This window comes from Heyndrickxia acidicola (assembly GCF_001636425.1).
Taxonomy (GTDB): domain Bacteria; phylum Bacillota; class Bacilli; order Bacillales; family Bacillaceae_C; genus Bacillus_AE; species Bacillus_AE acidicola.
In genome coordinates this window covers 2,032,457-2,048,902 of the sequence record NZ_KV440953.1, presented here as the reverse complement: position 1 = coordinate 2,048,902, position 16,446 = coordinate 2,032,457, and the positions used below count along the sequence as shown (strand labels likewise).

General features: G+C 35.7%; 19 protein-coding genes. 9 read left to right on the top strand and 10 right to left on the bottom strand.

Features of this window, described 5'->3' with window-relative positions; genetic code table 11:
* Positions 1 to 265: 265 nt before the first annotated feature.
* Positions 266 to 463: a hypothetical protein gene (locus A5N88_RS09550; RefSeq protein WP_157090636.1), complete on the top strand. Its 198-nt coding sequence runs from the start codon at positions 266 to 268 to the stop codon at positions 461 to 463.
* Between the two features lie 531 nt (positions 464 to 994).
* On the opposite strand, the gene A5N88_RS09545 is transcribed toward A5N88_RS09550, so the two are convergent.
* From A5N88_RS09545 to A5N88_RS09510, 8 genes are all read right to left on the bottom strand, one after another.
* Positions 995 to 1,339, bottom strand: a complete 345-nt coding sequence (locus A5N88_RS09545) for a hypothetical protein (RefSeq protein ID WP_157090635.1) — start codon at positions 1,337 to 1,339, stop codon at positions 995 to 997.
* The gene (locus A5N88_RS09540) at positions 1,332 to 1,700 is read right to left on the bottom strand and encodes a hypothetical protein (protein WP_066265170.1); all 369 of its coding nucleotides are present in this window, start codon (positions 1,698 to 1,700) and stop codon (positions 1,332 to 1,334) included. The genes A5N88_RS09545 and A5N88_RS09540 overlap by 8 nt, the downstream gene beginning before the upstream one ends.
* Positions 1,701 to 1,744: 44 nt before the next feature.
* Positions 1,745 to 1,927 (bottom strand): hypothetical protein, encoded by a 183-nt coding sequence (locus A5N88_RS09535; protein WP_066265167.1) that lies wholly within the window; start codon positions 1,925 to 1,927, stop codon positions 1,745 to 1,747.
* A 15-nt stretch (positions 1,928 to 1,942) separates the two neighbouring features.
* Positions 1,943 to 2,353 (bottom strand): Hsp20/alpha crystallin family protein, encoded by a 411-nt coding sequence (locus A5N88_RS09530; RefSeq protein ID WP_066265164.1) that lies wholly within the window; start codon positions 2,351 to 2,353, stop codon positions 1,943 to 1,945.
* A 182-nt stretch (positions 2,354 to 2,535) separates the two neighbouring features.
* Complete coding sequence (locus tag A5N88_RS09525; protein ID WP_066265160.1) at positions 2,536 to 2,781, bottom strand: hypothetical protein; 246 nt, start codon at positions 2,779 to 2,781, stop codon at positions 2,536 to 2,538.
* Positions 2,782 to 2,813: 32 nt separating this feature from the next.
* A complete protein-coding gene (locus A5N88_RS09520) occupies positions 2,814 to 3,296 on the bottom strand; it encodes a hypothetical protein (protein WP_066265158.1) in 483 nt (160 codons plus the stop codon).
* A 230-nt stretch (positions 3,297 to 3,526) separates the two neighbouring features.
* On the bottom strand, positions 3,527 to 4,744 hold the full coding sequence (locus A5N88_RS09515) for an MFS transporter (RefSeq protein ID WP_066265157.1): 1,218 nt from the start codon (positions 4,742 to 4,744) through the stop codon (positions 3,527 to 3,529).
* A gap of 409 nt (positions 4,745 to 5,153) precedes the next feature.
* Entirely contained in the window at positions 5,154 to 5,771 is a 618-nt protein-coding gene (locus A5N88_RS09510) for a TetR/AcrR family transcriptional regulator (RefSeq protein ID WP_066265153.1), read from the bottom strand.
* A 218-nt stretch (positions 5,772 to 5,989) separates the two neighbouring features.
* Between A5N88_RS09510 and A5N88_RS09505 the strand changes: the two genes are divergently transcribed.
* The 5 genes from A5N88_RS09505 to A5N88_RS09485 all read left to right on the top strand — a co-directional run bounded on the left by A5N88_RS09505 (position 5,990) and on the right by A5N88_RS09485 (position 10,742).
* Complete coding sequence (locus tag A5N88_RS09505; protein WP_066265151.1) at positions 5,990 to 6,721, top strand: ABC transporter ATP-binding protein; 732 nt, start codon at positions 5,990 to 5,992, stop codon at positions 6,719 to 6,721.
* The gene (locus tag A5N88_RS09500) at positions 6,718 to 7,746 is read left to right on the top strand and encodes an ABC transporter permease (protein ID WP_066265149.1); all 1,029 of its coding nucleotides are present in this window, start codon (positions 6,718 to 6,720) and stop codon (positions 7,744 to 7,746) included. The genes A5N88_RS09505 and A5N88_RS09500 overlap by 4 nt, the downstream gene beginning before the upstream one ends.
* Positions 7,747 to 8,351: 605 nt before the next feature.
* On the top strand, positions 8,352 to 9,053 hold the full coding sequence (locus tag A5N88_RS09495; RefSeq protein WP_066270414.1) for a DUF421 domain-containing protein: 702 nt from the start codon (positions 8,352 to 8,354) through the stop codon (positions 9,051 to 9,053).
* A 471-nt stretch (positions 9,054 to 9,524) separates the two neighbouring features.
* On the top strand, positions 9,525 to 10,301 hold the full coding sequence (locus tag A5N88_RS09490; protein ID WP_066265147.1) for a class I SAM-dependent methyltransferase: 777 nt from the start codon (positions 9,525 to 9,527) through the stop codon (positions 10,299 to 10,301).
* Between the two features lie 255 nt (positions 10,302 to 10,556).
* Positions 10,557 to 10,742, top strand: coding sequence for a hypothetical protein (locus A5N88_RS09485; protein WP_066265145.1), 186 nt, complete (start codon positions 10,557 to 10,559; stop codon positions 10,740 to 10,742).
* A 104-nt stretch (positions 10,743 to 10,846) separates the two neighbouring features.
* Here A5N88_RS09485 and A5N88_RS09480 read toward each other — a convergent pair whose 3' ends face one another.
* Both A5N88_RS09480 and A5N88_RS09475 read right to left on the bottom strand, forming a co-directional pair.
* The gene (locus tag A5N88_RS09480) at positions 10,847 to 11,275 is read right to left on the bottom strand and encodes a hypothetical protein (protein WP_066265143.1); all 429 of its coding nucleotides are present in this window, start codon (positions 11,273 to 11,275) and stop codon (positions 10,847 to 10,849) included.
* Positions 11,276 to 11,734: 459 nt separating this feature from the next.
* The gene (locus tag A5N88_RS09475) at positions 11,735 to 12,460 is read right to left on the bottom strand and encodes a MurR/RpiR family transcriptional regulator (protein WP_083953098.1); all 726 of its coding nucleotides are present in this window, start codon (positions 12,458 to 12,460) and stop codon (positions 11,735 to 11,737) included.
* A gap of 197 nt (positions 12,461 to 12,657) precedes the next feature.
* Here A5N88_RS09475 and A5N88_RS09470 point away from each other — a divergent pair, with 197 nt between their 5' ends.
* Genes A5N88_RS09470 through A5N88_RS09460 form a run of 3 tightly spaced genes read left to right on the top strand, consistent with a single transcriptional unit; the run spans position 12,658 to position 16,444 of the window.
* The gene (locus A5N88_RS09470) at positions 12,658 to 13,452 is read left to right on the top strand and encodes an SDR family oxidoreductase (RefSeq protein ID WP_157090634.1); all 795 of its coding nucleotides are present in this window, start codon (positions 12,658 to 12,660) and stop codon (positions 13,450 to 13,452) included.
* A 31-nt stretch (positions 13,453 to 13,483) separates the two neighbouring features.
* Positions 13,484 to 14,998 (top strand): FAD-binding oxidoreductase, encoded by a 1,515-nt coding sequence (locus tag A5N88_RS09465; RefSeq protein ID WP_066265135.1) that lies wholly within the window; start codon positions 13,484 to 13,486, stop codon positions 14,996 to 14,998.
* A gap of 15 nt (positions 14,999 to 15,013) precedes the next feature.
* The gene (locus A5N88_RS09460) at positions 15,014 to 16,444 is read left to right on the top strand and encodes an FGGY-family carbohydrate kinase (protein ID WP_066265132.1); all 1,431 of its coding nucleotides are present in this window, start codon (positions 15,014 to 15,016) and stop codon (positions 16,442 to 16,444) included.
* Positions 16,445 to 16,446: the final 2 nt, after the last annotated feature.

Sequence of the window (16,446 nt, the reverse complement as noted above, 5' to 3'; positions counted from 1 at the left end):
CGAAGGAGCTTACTATAATTAGACTCCCGGCAGGCCTCGGAAAGCGAGCGCCTGCAACGGAAATCAACCCAGCGGGATGAACAGAACGCAGCGTATGTCAATGTACAATCCTAATTTTGATTTAATTCAAAGGTTGATTGGAACGGAAGGTGCGAGACTCTTGCGGGATCAGCTGGCTTTATGGAGACCCCGAAGGAGCTACTATGATTAGACTCCCGGCAGGGCGCGGAAAGCGAGCGCCTGCAACGGAAATCAACCCAGCGGGATGAACAGAACGCAGCGTATGTCAATGTACAATCCTAATTTTGATTTAATTCAAAGGTTGATTGGAGCGGAAGGTGCGAGACTCCTGCGGGATCAGCAGGCCTTAGGGAAACCCCGCAGGAGCTTGCGACGAGGAGGTTCCCGGCCGCCCGCGGAAAGCGAGCGCCTGCAGCGGAAATCAACCCAGCAGGATGATTAGAACACTGCCTATATCTATGTACAACCCCAATTTTGATTTAACTTGATAATTGTTATTTTACAGGAACTGTGAGGTTTCAGTAATAGAGAAGTAGACCCTCTAAGTTTTATTATTTGCTGTCAGTTAAATAAGAAATTGGCAGAAAGGAGGGATTAAGAGGAGAGTATTGATCTTAGAAGAATATTTAATGAAGGACGGTAAATTAGGTGAAAAATCCATTAAAGTTTATATTGGCAGTTTTAATGAAATAGTGGAAAGAAAGATATTCGACTAAAATAGGAGGGGGAAAGGTTATTATCATAAAAGTTAAGTGTTGGGAAAATTTTCATACTTCTCATAGGATGATGAATACAGTTAGTTGCCTATGTACTTCCAGAAAAAAGAATTATACACTTCAATATATTATCTCAACTAATGGTATTGAAACTGTGTAACCTAACTATAAAGGATGGCATTAATAAATGTTGAATTGCTTAGGTAATTCTTTTTCTAATGAAAAGATGATTATTTAGAAGTTAACAAGTATTCTACCTATTCAATGTTAATATCGATCGGCTCATTTTGTTCATCGTCCTCATCCTCGATAGAAACATCATCATTCAAAATTAATTCTTTAAGCATTTCGTTGATTTCATGAGAATTTTCTTCAACATTACTATCGTAACGAAACAGATCTTTTGTATCTTGCTGTTCAAGTCTGGCTAATAGATCATGGACATCTGCATTATCACCTGAAACTGTGCCAAACCCTTGGCTGTGTTTTTTATAGTTAGTAAATCCACTTGGCAAATTGTTGCCAAAATTCACGCAGGAGGCACCTTCTACCGTTCCAATAGAGATACTGCCAATAAAAAAGGAAGGAGAAAATTTATTCACGTTCATCATCCTTTCCACTATTAAAAGAATAAGGGACTGGTTTTCCACTAATATTAATTTTTATTTCCTTATTATTCTTATTTAATGGATTAGGCTGCCTTCGTTTAGCTTTTTCTTCACTTTTTTTTCTAGTAACCATGGGGGAGAAAGTATTTCCAAGGTTTAACATGCCGCTTAACTCTTGTATATCAAGTTTATCGAGATGGAAGGCCAGTTCTTCAAGGTTTAATTCTTTTAAATTAAATTCTTGGATGTCTACTTGGACTTGAACCTTTGCATGATTGTTTTGAAGAGATTTTTCCAAAGCGTTTACTTTTTTTGTTAGTTTCTCTAATGATTCCATTAATGTCTGATTGTCCATCCATACTCAAATCCTTTTTCTAATAAAAGTTTCTTACTATTTCATTATTTCTTTTCAATATTTGCGCTGTTTTTTTTCACCTCACTGTTTTTGCCATTAACCGTTCCAAAGCCTTCATTTAGTATATTTTTACTAACTCTTCCTTTTTGATTATTCGTTCCCAGGAATAAACCAGATGAATTTCTCAGATTATTAATTTTAATGGTTTGAAAATTAATCTTTGTCATAGTGTTCCCTCCGAATTAACTTATTTCAATCGTTTCTTCCATTCCCCCATCAGAAGGAATCATAGGTATTTGTATCATTAGAATCCCATCTTTAAAATGAGCTTTTAATTTATTTAATAAGCAATAGGCTGGAATTGTGATGGACCTTTGAAATTGTCCATAAAATCTTTCCTGAGCAATAATTTCAGCGCCATCCTGGATTAGTTTATTATGGATGTATCCTTCAATAAATAAAACCCCGTCTTGAAGTGTTAACCTAAGCTCATCGGGATGCGCTCCCGCTACATCCGCTAACACGACAAAGTAATGATCTGTTTTAAATACATCTATCCTGGGGGAAACAAAAGGAGATACTTCTGATAATAGATTAAAAAAATCTGGACCTAACATTTTGTTGATCTTTGTACGGTCATATATCTTTTTCATGTATTACCTCCTCGTTAAGTAAAGAGGCAGGAATGACAACCCTATTTACATAAATCTATGCTAAAACTCAGCTAATAATGATTAAACTAAAAGGGAAAGCTGGAATTCAAAAAAAATATCCTTCTAAAAAGGATTGGCTGGACATATTATTTAAATTTCAATGTAAGCTTTGCTATCCCCTATTATAAACTCTGTCCCTGTACGCTTGGGGAGATATTTGCGTTATTTATTTGTCCGTCAATAAAATCTGTATCAACGGTAAACGTTCCGTTACCCATGTTAAAAAAATTACCAGCCTGAAACCCGAGACCATTATTTACTTTGCGATGCGCTGCCCAGCCAGGTAATTGGTTTTCACCGACTGAAATAGCCGCATTTGTATTTTGTGAATTAACATTGATTGCTCCTACTGCAAAAGATAATGCCAATGAAGTTTCCCTCCTAACGCTTAAGGTGTAATTTAACCAAGATCAAGATTTACATTGTCTATAGGTGTGTCAATGATATCCTGATCTAAAATTACACCTGAATTTTGTGTATTTTGAAATTCTCCTATAAATCTGCCTTGCCCTCCATTTCGTTTGCCATGTGAACTCCATCCATTTAATTCATTTTCACCTAAGGATAGTGCAGAGTTTGTATCTATAACGTTTATTTTAATTTCCAAAACATCCACTTTATTGTTATTAATGTTTTTACCGCGTTCAATTACATTTACTGTATTTTGATTAATGGGTGTATCGACTATATCGTTATCCACTACATAGCTAAAGTTTTGATAAATATTACTATTACTGACAGAACCAAATCCATAGTTATTTTTTCTATGGGATGACCAATTATTTGAATAATTAGTCCCCACAAATATACCAGAAGCAGTATCAACGTTATTTACTTCAATTTTATTTATGGAAATTCGGTTTCTAATTTTTTTATACTTCATCTAAAATTTCAGCCCTCGACAATTTTTTTGACATTAAAGCTTCATACATAATATGCATTGTTTATATAAAAGTTCAATTTAATTTAAAATAGGACGAACATGTGGTTATACAATACCTATGCAGATATTAGGAAAGCAGTATAAACGAAGGGAAGCAAGTATTGGAACCTGCTTCCCTATTACTGCATTTCTATTTACTAAAACTGATGCCATTCAAGTTCTAAGCTTCCCTAAGAAGCCTGCTTTACTTCTATTATTTCTACATTCTTGGTTTTCTTAAGACTAAGCATAACAATAAAAGATACACAGTATAAAACAGCAAGGTACGTCATAGCCATGGTTATATCGTATCTTTGTATAATGTAACCCACTAAAATGGGGGATAGTCCTCCAAGTGCCCGGCCAAAGTTAAAAATGGTGTTGGTGGCAGTGCTGCGAATCTGGATTGGATAATAACGGCTGATTAATGCACCGTAGCCGGCAAACATTCCATTTGAAAAAAAGCCTACAATCGCTCCTCCAATTAGCACTTCTGCACTGCCGGAGGCATGGGAGTAAAAAAATACTGCACACGCAGAGGCAAGTAAGAAAATCCCAAAGGAAGACTTCATTCCGAATCGATCCATGATTTGTCCAAAGGTCAGCATGCCAATTAGCATTCCGACAGCTGTGCTGATCGTCCATAATGAAGAACTTGAAACGGATAAACCCTGCGATTTTTGCAGGATGGAAGGGAGCCAAATCATCAAACCGTTGTAGCCGGCAATTTGAACGGTAGCCATGATGGCTAATGAAATGGTTGTTAACGTTGTTCTGCGATCAGCGAACAACTGAAGAAGCTTTCCTGTCTCACGTGTTTTATTTGCTTTGTTCTGTTTTTGTGTTTCCAGCCATTTTGGCGATTCATTTAAGTTTTTACGTAACATGACGGCAAAAATGACAGGGATAATTCCCACAAAGAAGAGTGCTCTCCATCCAAAAACAGGAAGAAGCAAAGCGCTTAACAAAGCCGCGATAATAACCCCCACTTGAGCACCGGTACTTACATAAGATGAGGCTCTGCCCTGCTTATCCTTCGGCCATGCCTCCGCCACAAGTGCCATCCCGATTCCATATTCTCCGCCAGCACCGAGTCCGGCAATAAAACGGAAAATGTAGACCTGCTCCATACTCGAGGCCATTCCAGTTAACGCTGTTCCTATGGCAAAGAAAAGAATGCTATAGGTAAAAGTCCGGACTCTGCCAAATTTATCAGCTGAAATTCCAAAGACAACTCCGCCAGCAAGCATTCCTAAATTTGTAATGGATGAAATGAGTCCCCCCGCTGCTAAGCTAATATGAAAATTAGCAATGATCATTGACATGGCAAAGGAGATAAACATGATGTCCATGCCTTCTAATGTTAAGCCTGTAAAGGATGCCATAACAGTTTTTTTCTGATTATTCATTTTTTCGCCCTCCATGTTTTAAATGTTGTTGAAGGGAATGGATTTGTATTCAAGCGAATAATCTTCCATTCTCTTTTCAAGCCTCACAGGACTACGTTAAAAAGAGTACCATGTAAAACCAAAAATGCCCTTTTGTCACAGAGGACAAAAGGGCATAGGCAGACTGAACCTATAGTAAGAATACTTGCCCTTTTCAGCCTCTCTGGACCGATTTAAAAGGAATATTTAGTTGTATAATACCATTTTTGCTATTGTAGTTCAATAACAGGATCTTAGAGAAGGTCTAAATCGTAAACTAAGTGAAAGCTTGGAAGAAGATCTGTCCGCTTAATAAATTTAATTCTAACCTTTTTGAAGTTGATTGTTTTTGGCATATAGCTATGATAAGGTGCATCCCATGACCTTCCATTTAATTTTTCAATCCTGCCGCAAATAAAGGGCCATTTATAGTCATTGTGGAAATAATTCTAGCTATCTCTTGTGGAGATTCTTTTCTATCATTATTCAGCCATTGCTGAATAACCCCTATATGTGCTGAAGCGATGTAGGAAACTAAGTATTCAGGTGGAACAAGAAGATTTTCCTGCTTTACAATTGGATTTTTGTTCGTTTTAAAAAGGGTTTTCCACATAAATTCTTTCAATTTTGTTTGGAACGATAGATCCCCTTTTGGACCTAACACAGCTTTCATAAATCCCCTATTTCGATTTAAATATTCGAAAAATGGAACAAGAATGGTAAAGGATGTTGTGTTCGGAGTGTTTGTTCCTAGGTCTGCAATGATGTTTGGAACGTTCTTTATAATTTTTTCTTCCAATTCATTCATAAATTCTTCCTCACACTTGGCTATTAAATCATATTTATCCTTATAATGGCTATAAAAAGTTCCACGATTAATTTTTGCGTTGGTTGTTATGTCTTTAACCGTAATCGCTTCAAAACCTTTTTCTTCAATTAATTGCACCAACGCTTCTCGGATAGATTTTTTTGTACGAATAACGCGTAAATCTGAACTTATATTCCCCACTATATTTCCCCACCTAAATTTTTTTCAACACATTCAGAAAAGGTGTTGGATAACCGACACATTCTTAATTTCTGATTATTGTTAAGTTTTTTATCAAAAATTATAATTTTAGTGTAATAAACAACACGTTGTTTATCATTTTACCTGAAAATATGGAGGAATGGAGTTTTTTAGATAGAAATGTCAAGATCATTTATCTATTTTTGTGGAGGGGAAACATGGCTATTCAAATCTCGCATGTCAGTAAAAGCTTTGATCAAAAGCAAGTCATTAAGGATATTACATTCACACTTCCATCGGGAGAAATTTGTTGTTTGCTTGGGCCTTCTGGTTCTGGGAAAACAACCTTGATACGCCTGATGATTGGGGCAATTGCTGCGGATAATGGGACTATTTATTTTGATGACGTACAAATGCCAAATTTAAATATGTTGAGAAAGATCGGATTTATGCCGCAGAACGACGCGTTGTATGACGATCTATCTGCAGAAGCCAATTTGCGTTTTTTTGCAGGACTTTATTATGTAGATAAAAATAAATTGGAAAAGCGTCTGGATGAAGTACTTGCTTTGGTTGATTTGATGGAGCATCGAAAAAAGTTGGTCAAGAATTTTTCTGGGGGAATGAAAAAGCGGCTTTCACTTGCTGCTGCAATTTTTCATCATCCGGAGGTGTTATTCTTAGATGAACCAACAGTAGGGATTGATCCTGTGCTGCGTCGAACCATTTGGAGTCAATTTCAAAAAATAAAAGAATCTGGGACTACCATTATTGTTTCCACACATGTAATGGATGAAGTGAAAGAGTGCGATAAAGCGGCACTTATTTATAATGGTTCCTTGATTCAATATGATACTGTAAAAAATCTACTTAAAAAAACTGAAAACGGACGTGTCGAAGAACTGTTTTTCAACGCTTCAAGAGATTCAAAAGGCGGTGCTCTACAATGATGAATTTAGCTAAACGCGTCATCCGTCAAACGATAAATGACAAGCGCAGTGTTATGATGATTTTAGTTGCGCCGCTATTGATTTTGACTTTGCTTTATTTCTTGCTTGGTGATTCAGGCTATGTGCCAACCATTGGAATTAACAATAGTGCAATACCAGCACCTCTTGCAACAGCTTTAAAAGCACAAGAGTTGAAAGTTGTTAACATTTCGGACAGTGATGCTAAACATGTAAAAAAATATTTAAAGGACCATCATGATGTGGATGCAATTTTTACTATTTCAAAAAGTTCGGGAACAGCTGTTACGATGTATGAGCCTTCGTCTAAAGCGGCAAAGGCAGTAACTAATATTCAAAAGGCATTAACTTCCTTAAATCCTTCTGCAAAGGTCAATATGTCCTATGTTTATGGGTCTGAAGGCGAGTCAACATTTGATTCCCTCGGATATGTGTTTCTTGGTATATTCTCATTCTTCTTAGTCTTTATCATTTCGGGAATGGCGCTTGTAAGAGAACGAAGTGGGGGGACATTGGAAAGATTATTGATGACACCAGTTAAACGCGGCGAGGTCATTCTTGGTTATACGATAGGATATGGTGTGTTTGCAGTTATTCAGGCGATCCTCATTGTCCTCTATTCTATTTATGTGTTGAAATTAAGTTCAATTGGGAACATTGGCTGGATTTTGGCAGCGATGGTTTTATTAGCCGTTACAGCCGTTTCATTTGGTGCCATGATTTCTGTGTTTTCTAGTTCAGAGCTGCAAGTCGTCCAAATGATTCCGTTTACCATTATTCCGCAAGTGTTCTTTTCGGGTTTGATTCCATTAGATTTAATCCCATATCATCTAGGGTATCTATGTTACATTATGCCAGTATATTATGGTGCAGCTGCGATTAAAGGTGTCATGATTTATGGCGATGGTTTCCTTCAAATCTGGGCTTATCTTCTCGGGTTAATTGTGTATGCATTCCTGTTATATCTATTAAACACACAAGCGTTAAAAAAATTCAGGAAACTTTGAAATTCTTGAGAAACTTTTTAAATGATTTTAAAAAGTTTTGCACAACTATCTGCGTTTTCTTTCCGATCCTCCTTAAATATCCTGTTTACGGTGCCTATAATTCTAAAATGTTCAAACCTACTAGGGTTGATTTCGGTGAAAGCCACTAGTTTCTTTGGGTGATAAAACCGATCAATCTCTTCAATATCGGAAATAATCGTTAGAGATTTTTTCACCGATATCAGGGATGATTGGATAATCTTATAGTTTTTTTCAAAAACATCTATCTGGTCTTCTAATCTTGATGGGTGTTTTTGGCATTCTAAAAGCAGCTGCTTGAACTGCTTTTACAGGTTTCTCTATTATTATTAGTAAAGATTTTTTCATCTGTTTCCAAAACATCTATACAGGTAGGTAAGTGAGTAAAGAATTTTTTTGATGCCGTTAATGATTCCGAGTATTGTATTACTTCATATCACTGTATGAAAGATATTTGATCTTTGGGATATGTTATAAATAAGATAATGGAATGAAATTATTTTTAATATATGGCTGTTGATATGATTATTAAAATTACATCAGTGTCAAACTAAGTGATAGCTTAAGGGGGGGAGGATGTGTCTTACATGGATTTTTTTCAAGCCCAGGAATCACTAACTACGATTGAATGGATACTGCGGGCTGTTGTTGTATTTTTATTTCTAGTGATTGTTGCTAAAGCGCTTGGCCAGCGTGCCATCTCCCAATTAAGACTCCTTGATTTTGTAATTGCTTTAGTCATTGGAAATATTGCTGCCCATCCGTTAACAGATGCGCGTCTTGGGCTAAAAGGATCCATCATTACAACCATTGTATTGGTCATATTGTATCTTGGGGGCATTTTTATCATGCTTAAATCGCCCTGGTTTAGGAGGATAATTAATCATGAACCAATTACCATTGTCCAAAACGGAGAAATCCTTTATAAAGGATTAAAAAAAGCAAGGATATCTATAGATGATTTATTGGAAGAATTACGGGAAGAAAAAGTTGAAGATGTGAAGAAAGTAGCCTTAGCGATTTGGGAAGAGGACGGGAAAATCTCAGTTTTCCTTGATCCCAAATACCAACCGCTCACACCTTCTTCTTTCAGTGAAACAGGACCCTTTTTTTTGCCAAGAACGATTATTAAAGAAGGTAAAATTAATTTTAAAGAGTTAATACAAATTCAGAAAGACGAAGTCTGGCTTATTTCCTGTTTGAAAAATACATATCAAACGGATGTTAAAAATGTACTGCTTGCCACCTATGATAAGAAAGATAGCCTGAAGATTTTTTTGTATAAATAAAAATAGCTGAGTCAGGATATACAGCCCTGCATCGTAATCAGGAATACTATAAGCATAAATATAGGTCCAGCATAAAAGGTTTCTGCAGCATTACTCTAGATAGTAGATCTTTCCACTAGTGATGGAGTGTAAAAATGAATCTTAATGTGCCTAAAGAATCATTAGCAAAACAAAATCACAATTAGGAAAAACAGCCTTACCGTTTTGTTTTTAAGTAAAAAAGAAGTCCAATTCGTATACGAATTGGACTTCCTTTTTTTATGTATATGTCTGTTTTTGGGAGTTGAACGAAAAGTTAGCACGAAGAATGCTGTACAGTTCTTCAAAAGCATTTGAAGGCCACGGAAATATAATAGGTGTCTATTATTTACAAGAAAGTAATTGGTGAAATGATGCGAAAAGTATGAAAAATAATGATAAAATTTGAATGAAAAATTGTAAAATGAATATTGAAGAGAGGGGGGTATTAATTTGGCAAATAAAGAAGTCTTTAATGATATCATCTCAGATTATGAAATAGCCCGGCCAGGTTATACTTTTGAGTTGTTTAAGGATATTGTTGAGTATGCAGGGATAAAAAACGATGCGAAAATTCTTGAAATAGGCTCCGGGCCAGGTCAGGCTACAGATTATTTTGTGAAAAATCATTACTCCATTACAGGATTGGAGCTTGGAGAAAAACAAGTAGAGTTTCTATTGAATAAGTATTCAAAATATAAAAACTTTAAAGCTGTATGTACTTCGTTTGAAAATTACACGTGCGATCAGGAAACATATGATTTAATTTTTTCAGCTACAGCATTTCATTGGATCAAACCGGAGACTGGGTACCCTAAAGCATACGGTTTATTGAAAAGCGGAGGAGTAATGGCTGTTTTTTGGCATATGTCATCGATTGTTGAGCCAAAAACCGAAATGTTAGATCACATAAGAAATATTTATCGAAAGCATGCTCCCGAGCTGGATACTTTTATAAGTGAGAATGAAGCAGAGGGCCTGCATAATCGCAGAATTTCAGAGATACAAACTAATCATTTATTTAGTGAGCCCATAACCAAGATATACAGATGGAATGAGGAATATTCTGCACAAAGGTATCTAAAACTAATGAATTCCTTCTCGGATTTCCATGAGATTAGTGAGGAGAAGCAACAAACTATTCTTACTAATATTGCGGACTATATTGACAGTAATGGAGGTGTCATAATTATTCCGCAAGAAGTAAGATTATATATGGCAAAAAAGTAATTTAAAAGTTTTTTAGTAATTTTATTTTCACTTAAATTTTTTTATCTCTAAAGCTTTGTACACTAAAACGTCATTCGTTGTTGATGTCTTAAATGGCTTGGTGCTAAATTTTGTTGGATAACTTCTGATTTTTTTGTAGCTTGGGAACAAGAATTAGTAAAATATAAATACAAGGCGGTTCACTTGAATAAGCAGAATAGGATTATAATGATATAATTTAAACACAAAAGCTATAGGAATCAGGCAGGTTATCCAATGAAATTATATAAACTAAAAAAACAATTTAATGGATATAAAAAAGGGACTCAGTTTTACTTAATTGCTGAATCCGAATTTATAGGGGTAAAGGAATTTGTAATGAGAACAGAAGACTTAACGAGTAGGATATCTCTCAATGAAAGTGAACTGCTTAAAAACTTTACATTAATAAAAAATCTCTAATTATCAAAAAAAACGTACTGACGCTTGTTAAGAAAAAATAGCAACTTCGCTGGAGCCCTCTTTATTTCTTCGGAATTCATGGACTTAGTATTTAATTAATTGGGTTAATAGTTTTTAAGCAGCATTTTATCTATTTCACGTACTTTATCATATGAAGTTAAAAGTTTTTCCGGTACCAAGGTTCTGCCATATTCCCAGGCGTTTTCTTCTATTAGGAACAGAAGATGTGCTTTTTCTTCGTCACCGCCGTACACTAATGTTCTCATATCATGTTTGTTCTTCTTAAAATCTAAATAATAGCCTAGCTCATGATAAAGAATAAGTTTAACACAGTCTTTATCCGTTTCTTTAATTTTAAAATTAATATTAGCAATGTATCCATTTATTTGCAGATAGTTAAACTTTAGCGTATTGGTTGAAATGTTATAACTCATAGGGGAAGGCAGCTTATTGTTCAATTCATAATTAATATTTAATTTATGCTCGAGCAGTGTATTTTTAATGATTTCCTCAATATCCCATATATAAAGCATCTTATCGACCCCTTCCTTACTTTTCACTCAACCGTTCATGCTGCCTTCTTCTCTCTATTTAAAAAAATTAAAGGAAAGAAGTAAATCCTTCTATTTAACTTCGGACTTTATACCTAATTAAGGGTAAAACCCTATACCTTATTGATCTGTACAAGAATATTTCTATCATATCATTTTGTTTTAATAAATAACTTCAAAATACTTTAACAAAAAAGATTTTTAAATTTTAAATCTCCTATAAGTACTATCACCTTCCAAAATATTAAGATTTAATCATATTCTATGTTGGAAACTACTCGTTTTTAGCTCAATCGTGTGAAATGATAGTTTCACACGCCTTTCAGCTCAGCTGAAAGGTTACAGTAAAGAAAGGAAAATGAGCTGAAAATAACAGAGTCCTTTAACAAATTACCCTTTTAAGACTGAAAAATAAAATTTAGCAGTAAGGGGGGAAATGCTTTATTGAGGATTTGTATGCCGTTCTGACATTAATTTTGCAATAATTTCTTCTATAAATATAAAGAAGACGGTTCTCGTTTTTTCAAATGGTAACAGATTTTCATTTTGAGTTGAATTGGTTAAGTAAAATATATTATCGATTTCTCCATTTAAAGAGTTATTATACTCTTCTAATATCAATAAGGTTTCGGCACCGCGTGATTTTACATCATGTAAAAGGTTTTCAAAGGATGTAAATTTACCGGTTACTGAAAAAATAATTAAAAGTGTATCCTCATTAACCAAATGTTGAGCATACATTTCACTTTGCGCTGCAAAAATGTTTTTTTCTGATATAAGTGCGAGTTTATAAGCAAGGTATTCAACGCAAATAAAGGAGGGGCCTAATCCGAAAAGAACAATTCTGCTGAATTTCTTGAAAATGGTTAAAAATTGATCAACTAACTCGTAATCAAAACTTTCAATAAAACTTTTTAGTCTTTCTAACTCGGTTGAATTATCTTGGGTTTCAGGCATGATTTCCTGTCCGCTAAAAAATTGCTTGTATTGTTTAAAATTTTCAAACCCTAATTTTCTTACAAGCTTTGATACCTTAGAAGGAGACACATCACATTCATCAGCAGCTTCCAATATTTTTATTTTGTCATTAATCTTAATCATTTTTGACAGTTTATGATGGACAGAAAATTCAAGTGGGTTTAATTTATTTACATTTATATTGATCATGACATCTCTCTTTTCCTTATCTTAGAAATAGTTTAATCAATTGTATAGTAGTAGTCAAGAAATAATGGAAAATTTTCCGTTTGATAAAAAATAATAAAAAAAAACAGAAAATTTTCTGTTGAATTCGTTTACAATTAAAAATCCTTCATGTACAATAACGACTATACAAAACAAAAGATTAAGAGGAAGGTACCAGCATGAATACTGAAAAAGTGAGTATTAATGATTTCTCGATGGATTTTTTTAGCTTAAAAGGAAAGGCAGCGATTATCACAGGAGGAAATTCCGGATTGGGACAAGGATTTGCTCTTGCACTTGCAAAAGCAGGCGCCGATATTTTTGCCGTCAGCATTGCTGATGACAATGATGAAACGAAAAGCTTAATTGAAGCAGAAGGTGTTAAGTACCATCTGATGATTACAGACGTTACTGAAGAAGGTGCATGTAAAAAAATCGCGGAAGAATGTATTCATGTTTATGGGAAAATAGATATTCTCGTTAATAACGCAGGTATATGTATTAATGAACCCGATGTAACGAAGTTTACTAGACTGCAGTGGGATAAGATGGTCGCTATTAATTTAACGGCTGGTTTTGAATTATCTCATGAAGTAGCAAAGTATATGATTCCGCAAAAAAGCGGAAAAATCATTAATACTTGTTCATTGTTTTCTTATCTGGGAGGACAATGGTCGCCGGCATATGCTGCAACTAAACACGGTTTAGCAGGTTTTACAAAAGCATATTGTGATGAATTGGCTCAATTTAATATTCAAGTTAATGGGATTGCACCTGGATATTTTGCTACGGCTGTTACAGAAAAGACAAGAGCGAACCCTGAAGCGAACCAACGTATTTTAGATCATATTCCAGCAAATAGATGGGGCAATATCTTAGATTTAATGGGTACGGCTGTCTTCTTAGCTTCGGACGCTTCAAATTATGTCAATGGTACTTTAGTGAATGTGGATGGCGGATACTTAGTAAGATAACGAAACTATTCAATAAAGGAGAAATCGTACAATGACTAATGAACAGTTAGTAAAAATAGAAGAGAATTCTAAGGTGAAAGAACAGTTATTAAAAGAATTGGAGTCTATTATTTCAGTCAATCAAATAAATATAGACCATGAAGTTCTATATGATGCATCGGCCGATCGCTATAAAAAATATGCAAAAGCAAAAAAAGTCCTTAATCTTCCTCTGCCAATAGCAATTGTCTATCCATACTCTACAGAAGAAGTAAAGTCACTCCTCATGTTCTGTAATAAAAACAAGATTAATGTGATTCCTCGAAGCGGAAAAACTGCAACCGAAGGCGGACTTGAAAACTGGAAAGAAACCGCTTTAGTCATTGATGGATCAAAAATGAATAAAATTATCAAAATTGATCCATATAATATGCAAGCAACTGTACAAGCAGGCGTGAAACTACAAACGTTAGAGGATGAGTTGCGTAAAATAGGCTACACTACAGGCCACTCTCCACAGTCAAAACCAGTGGCACAATATGGCGGGTTATTGGCAACGAGAAGTATTGGCCAATTTTCCACTTTATACGGTGCGATTGAAGACATGGTTGTAGGATTAGAATGCGTATTCCCAAATGGACATGTTTCCAGAATCAAAAATGTTCCGAGAAGAGCCGGAGGGCCAGATATAAGGCATATTGTAATCGGAAATGAAGGAACATTATGTTACATTACAGAAGTTACGGTTAAAATTTTCAAATACAACCCAGAATACAATGTGTTCCATGGGTATTTAATTAAAGATGTGGATACTGGTATCCATATTTTAAGAGAAGTCATTACGAACGGTTTTAAACCATCCGTTGCCCGCGTTTACTCTGAAGAAGATGCAAGACAGCATTTTTCTGATTTCTATAAAGACAAATGTGTTTTGATTTTCATGGCAGAAGGGCCAGCAGGGATCGTCAAGGCCACGAATGAAGCGATTAAAGAAGCGGCTGCTAAATTCTCCGAAGGAATTGTTGAAAAAGTTGAGGACCAATTAATTGAAAATTGGTTTAATCATTTGAACTGGACGCAGGCGCACATTGACCGTGAATTCCAAACCATGGTGGATCACCATAAGCACGATGGTTATACAACGGAAGTATCGGCTGATTGGGAAAGCATTACGACGATTTATCACAATGTCATAAAGCGAGTTAGGGAAGAGTTTGATAGAATTGAAGATATTACGATGCTTGGCGGCCACTCATCCCACAGCTATTTAAATGGGACAAATATGTACTTTGTCTACAACTACAATATTAATTGTGCACCAGAGGATGAAATGAGATTGTATCATCATCCAATCCAAACTATTATTGTTGAAGAAACATTAAAGCTAGGCGGTTCCATGTGCCATCACCATGGTATTGGAAAATACCGCAGCGAGTGGACAAAAGAAGAGCATGGTTCAGCTTATTATATGCTGGAAAAACTAAAAGAAGCTTTTGATCCAAATGGCATTATGAATTTTGGCACCATCTTCCCTCAAGAAGAAGGCATGAAATATATTAAAGGTTAACATAAGGGGATCCATATGAATAGGTATGTAATGGGGATTGATAATGGCTCACAAAGTACAAAAGTAGCCATTTACGATTTGGAAGGAAATGAAGTAGCTTTTGGAGCTTTTCAATTAAAAGAAACCTTATCCCCGGAACCAGGTGTGGTCATTCATTCCAGCGATGATTTATGGGACAGCGTGTATGGTGCCATGAAAAATTGTCTGGCCAATTTTCCCGGCAATCCTAAAGAGATTGCCGGGATTGGCCTTTGTACCATCAGGTGCTGCAGGGTGTTATTAAAGGCGGATGGCCATCTTGCTTATCCCGTGATAAGCTGGATGGATTCAAGACTGAACAGTCCATATGTCCATTCTGATGATCAAGTAAAGTATGTGACGACGACTTCAGGCTATCTTGGATTTCGGTTGACAGGGGAATTTAAAGATACTGCTTCAAATTATGAAGTTCATTGGCCATTAGACCGGGAAACATTGGAATGGTCCAGGGACGATGAAGTATTTCAAACATATGGCTTAAAAAGAGAGATGGTATTTGATCTTGTAAAACCCGGCGAAAAGCTAGGAACGCTAAGACAGGAACTAGCTCATGAGTTAGGGCTTTATCAGGATATTCCAGTAGTAGCAACTGCCAATGATAAAGCTGTCGAGGCATTGGGCTCTGGAATGAAGGATGAGGGGACCATCATGATTTCTCTTGGAACCTTCATTTCGTCCATGGTGTTAAGAAATGAATATAAGGAAAATGCCCGTAATTTTTTTCCTACCCTTGCTTGTATCCCGTTTAAATATGTGTACGAATCGAATGGAATACGGCGTGGTATGTGGACAGTGAGTTGGTTTAAAAAGCTAATTGGTGAAGAACTCATTACAGAAGCAGGAAAACTCGGTGTTTCGGAAGAGGAATATTTAAATAAAAAAGCACAATATATACCTGTCGGAAGTGATGGACTGATTACCATCCTTGACTGGTTATCGACACCATCTGAACCCTATCGAAAGGGCATCATGATCGGCTTTGATCAACGCCATACAAAATACCATATCTATCGCTCCATATTGGAAGCGATTGCTTTTAATATTAAGAACAATATTGATGATATGTTAGCGGAAATCGATGTAACGTTACATAATTTGGTGGTAATAGGCGGAGGCTCCAGGAGTGATGTCATTATGCAAATCATTGCAGATCTTTTTGGATTGCCCGTTCACAGAAGAGAAGGCAGCAGCAGTGCCTGTCTGGGAGCGGCAATCTGTGTATGTCAACATTTATCCATTTACAAAGATTTTTATGAGGCTGCAAGTAAAATGGTTAAAACGCAAAAAACGTTTGCACCAAATCAGAAAAATTATGTACTCTACAACAAAATCAACGATACTGTCGTTAAAAATGTGAGAGTGCATACAGATGAGATTTTAAAACTGGCTTATCCAATTTTCAACTAGTA

What these genes read in the sequence shown, in the direction of transcription:
- A5N88_RS09550 (WP_157090636.1), top strand. Translation starts at nt 266, where the DNA reads ATGAACAGAACGCAGCGTATGTCAATGTACAATCCTAATTTTGATTTA.
- A5N88_RS09540 (WP_066265170.1), bottom strand. Translation starts at nt 1,700, where the DNA reads ATGGACAATCAGACATTAATGGAATCATTAGAGAAACTAACAAAAAAA.
- A5N88_RS09535 (WP_066265167.1), bottom strand. Translation starts at nt 1,927, where the DNA reads ATGACAAAGATTAATTTTCAAACCATTAAAATTAATAATCTGAGAAAT.
- A5N88_RS09530 (WP_066265164.1), bottom strand. Translation starts at nt 2,353, where the DNA reads ATGAAAAAGATATATGACCGTACAAAGATCAACAAAATGTTAGGTCCA.
- A5N88_RS09520 (WP_066265158.1), bottom strand. Translation starts at nt 3,296, where the DNA reads ATGAAGTATAAAAAAATTAGAAACCGAATTTCCATAAATAAAATTGAA.
- A5N88_RS09515 (WP_066265157.1), bottom strand. Translation starts at nt 4,744, where the DNA reads ATGAATAATCAGAAAAAAACTGTTATGGCATCCTTTACAGGCTTAACA.
- A5N88_RS09505 (WP_066265151.1), top strand. Translation starts at nt 5,990, where the DNA reads ATGGCTATTCAAATCTCGCATGTCAGTAAAAGCTTTGATCAAAAGCAA.
- A5N88_RS09500 (WP_066265149.1), top strand. Translation starts at nt 6,718, where the DNA reads ATGATGAATTTAGCTAAACGCGTCATCCGTCAAACGATAAATGACAAG.
- A5N88_RS09495 (WP_066270414.1), top strand. Translation starts at nt 8,352, where the DNA reads ATGGATTTTTTTCAAGCCCAGGAATCACTAACTACGATTGAATGGATA.
- A5N88_RS09485 (WP_066265145.1), top strand. Translation starts at nt 10,557, where the DNA reads ATGAAATTATATAAACTAAAAAAACAATTTAATGGATATAAAAAAGGG.
- A5N88_RS09480 (WP_066265143.1), bottom strand. Translation starts at nt 11,275, where the DNA reads ATGCTTTATATATGGGATATTGAGGAAATCATTAAAAATACACTGCTC.
- A5N88_RS09475 (WP_083953098.1), bottom strand. Translation starts at nt 12,460, where the DNA reads ATGATCAATATAAATGTAAATAAATTAAACCCACTTGAATTTTCTGTC.
- A5N88_RS09470 (WP_157090634.1), top strand. Translation starts at nt 12,658, where the DNA reads ATGAATACTGAAAAAGTGAGTATTAATGATTTCTCGATGGATTTTTTT.
- A5N88_RS09465 (WP_066265135.1), top strand. Translation starts at nt 13,484, where the DNA reads ATGACTAATGAACAGTTAGTAAAAATAGAAGAGAATTCTAAGGTGAAA.
- A5N88_RS09460 (WP_066265132.1), top strand. Translation starts at nt 15,014, where the DNA reads ATGAATAGGTATGTAATGGGGATTGATAATGGCTCACAAAGTACAAAA.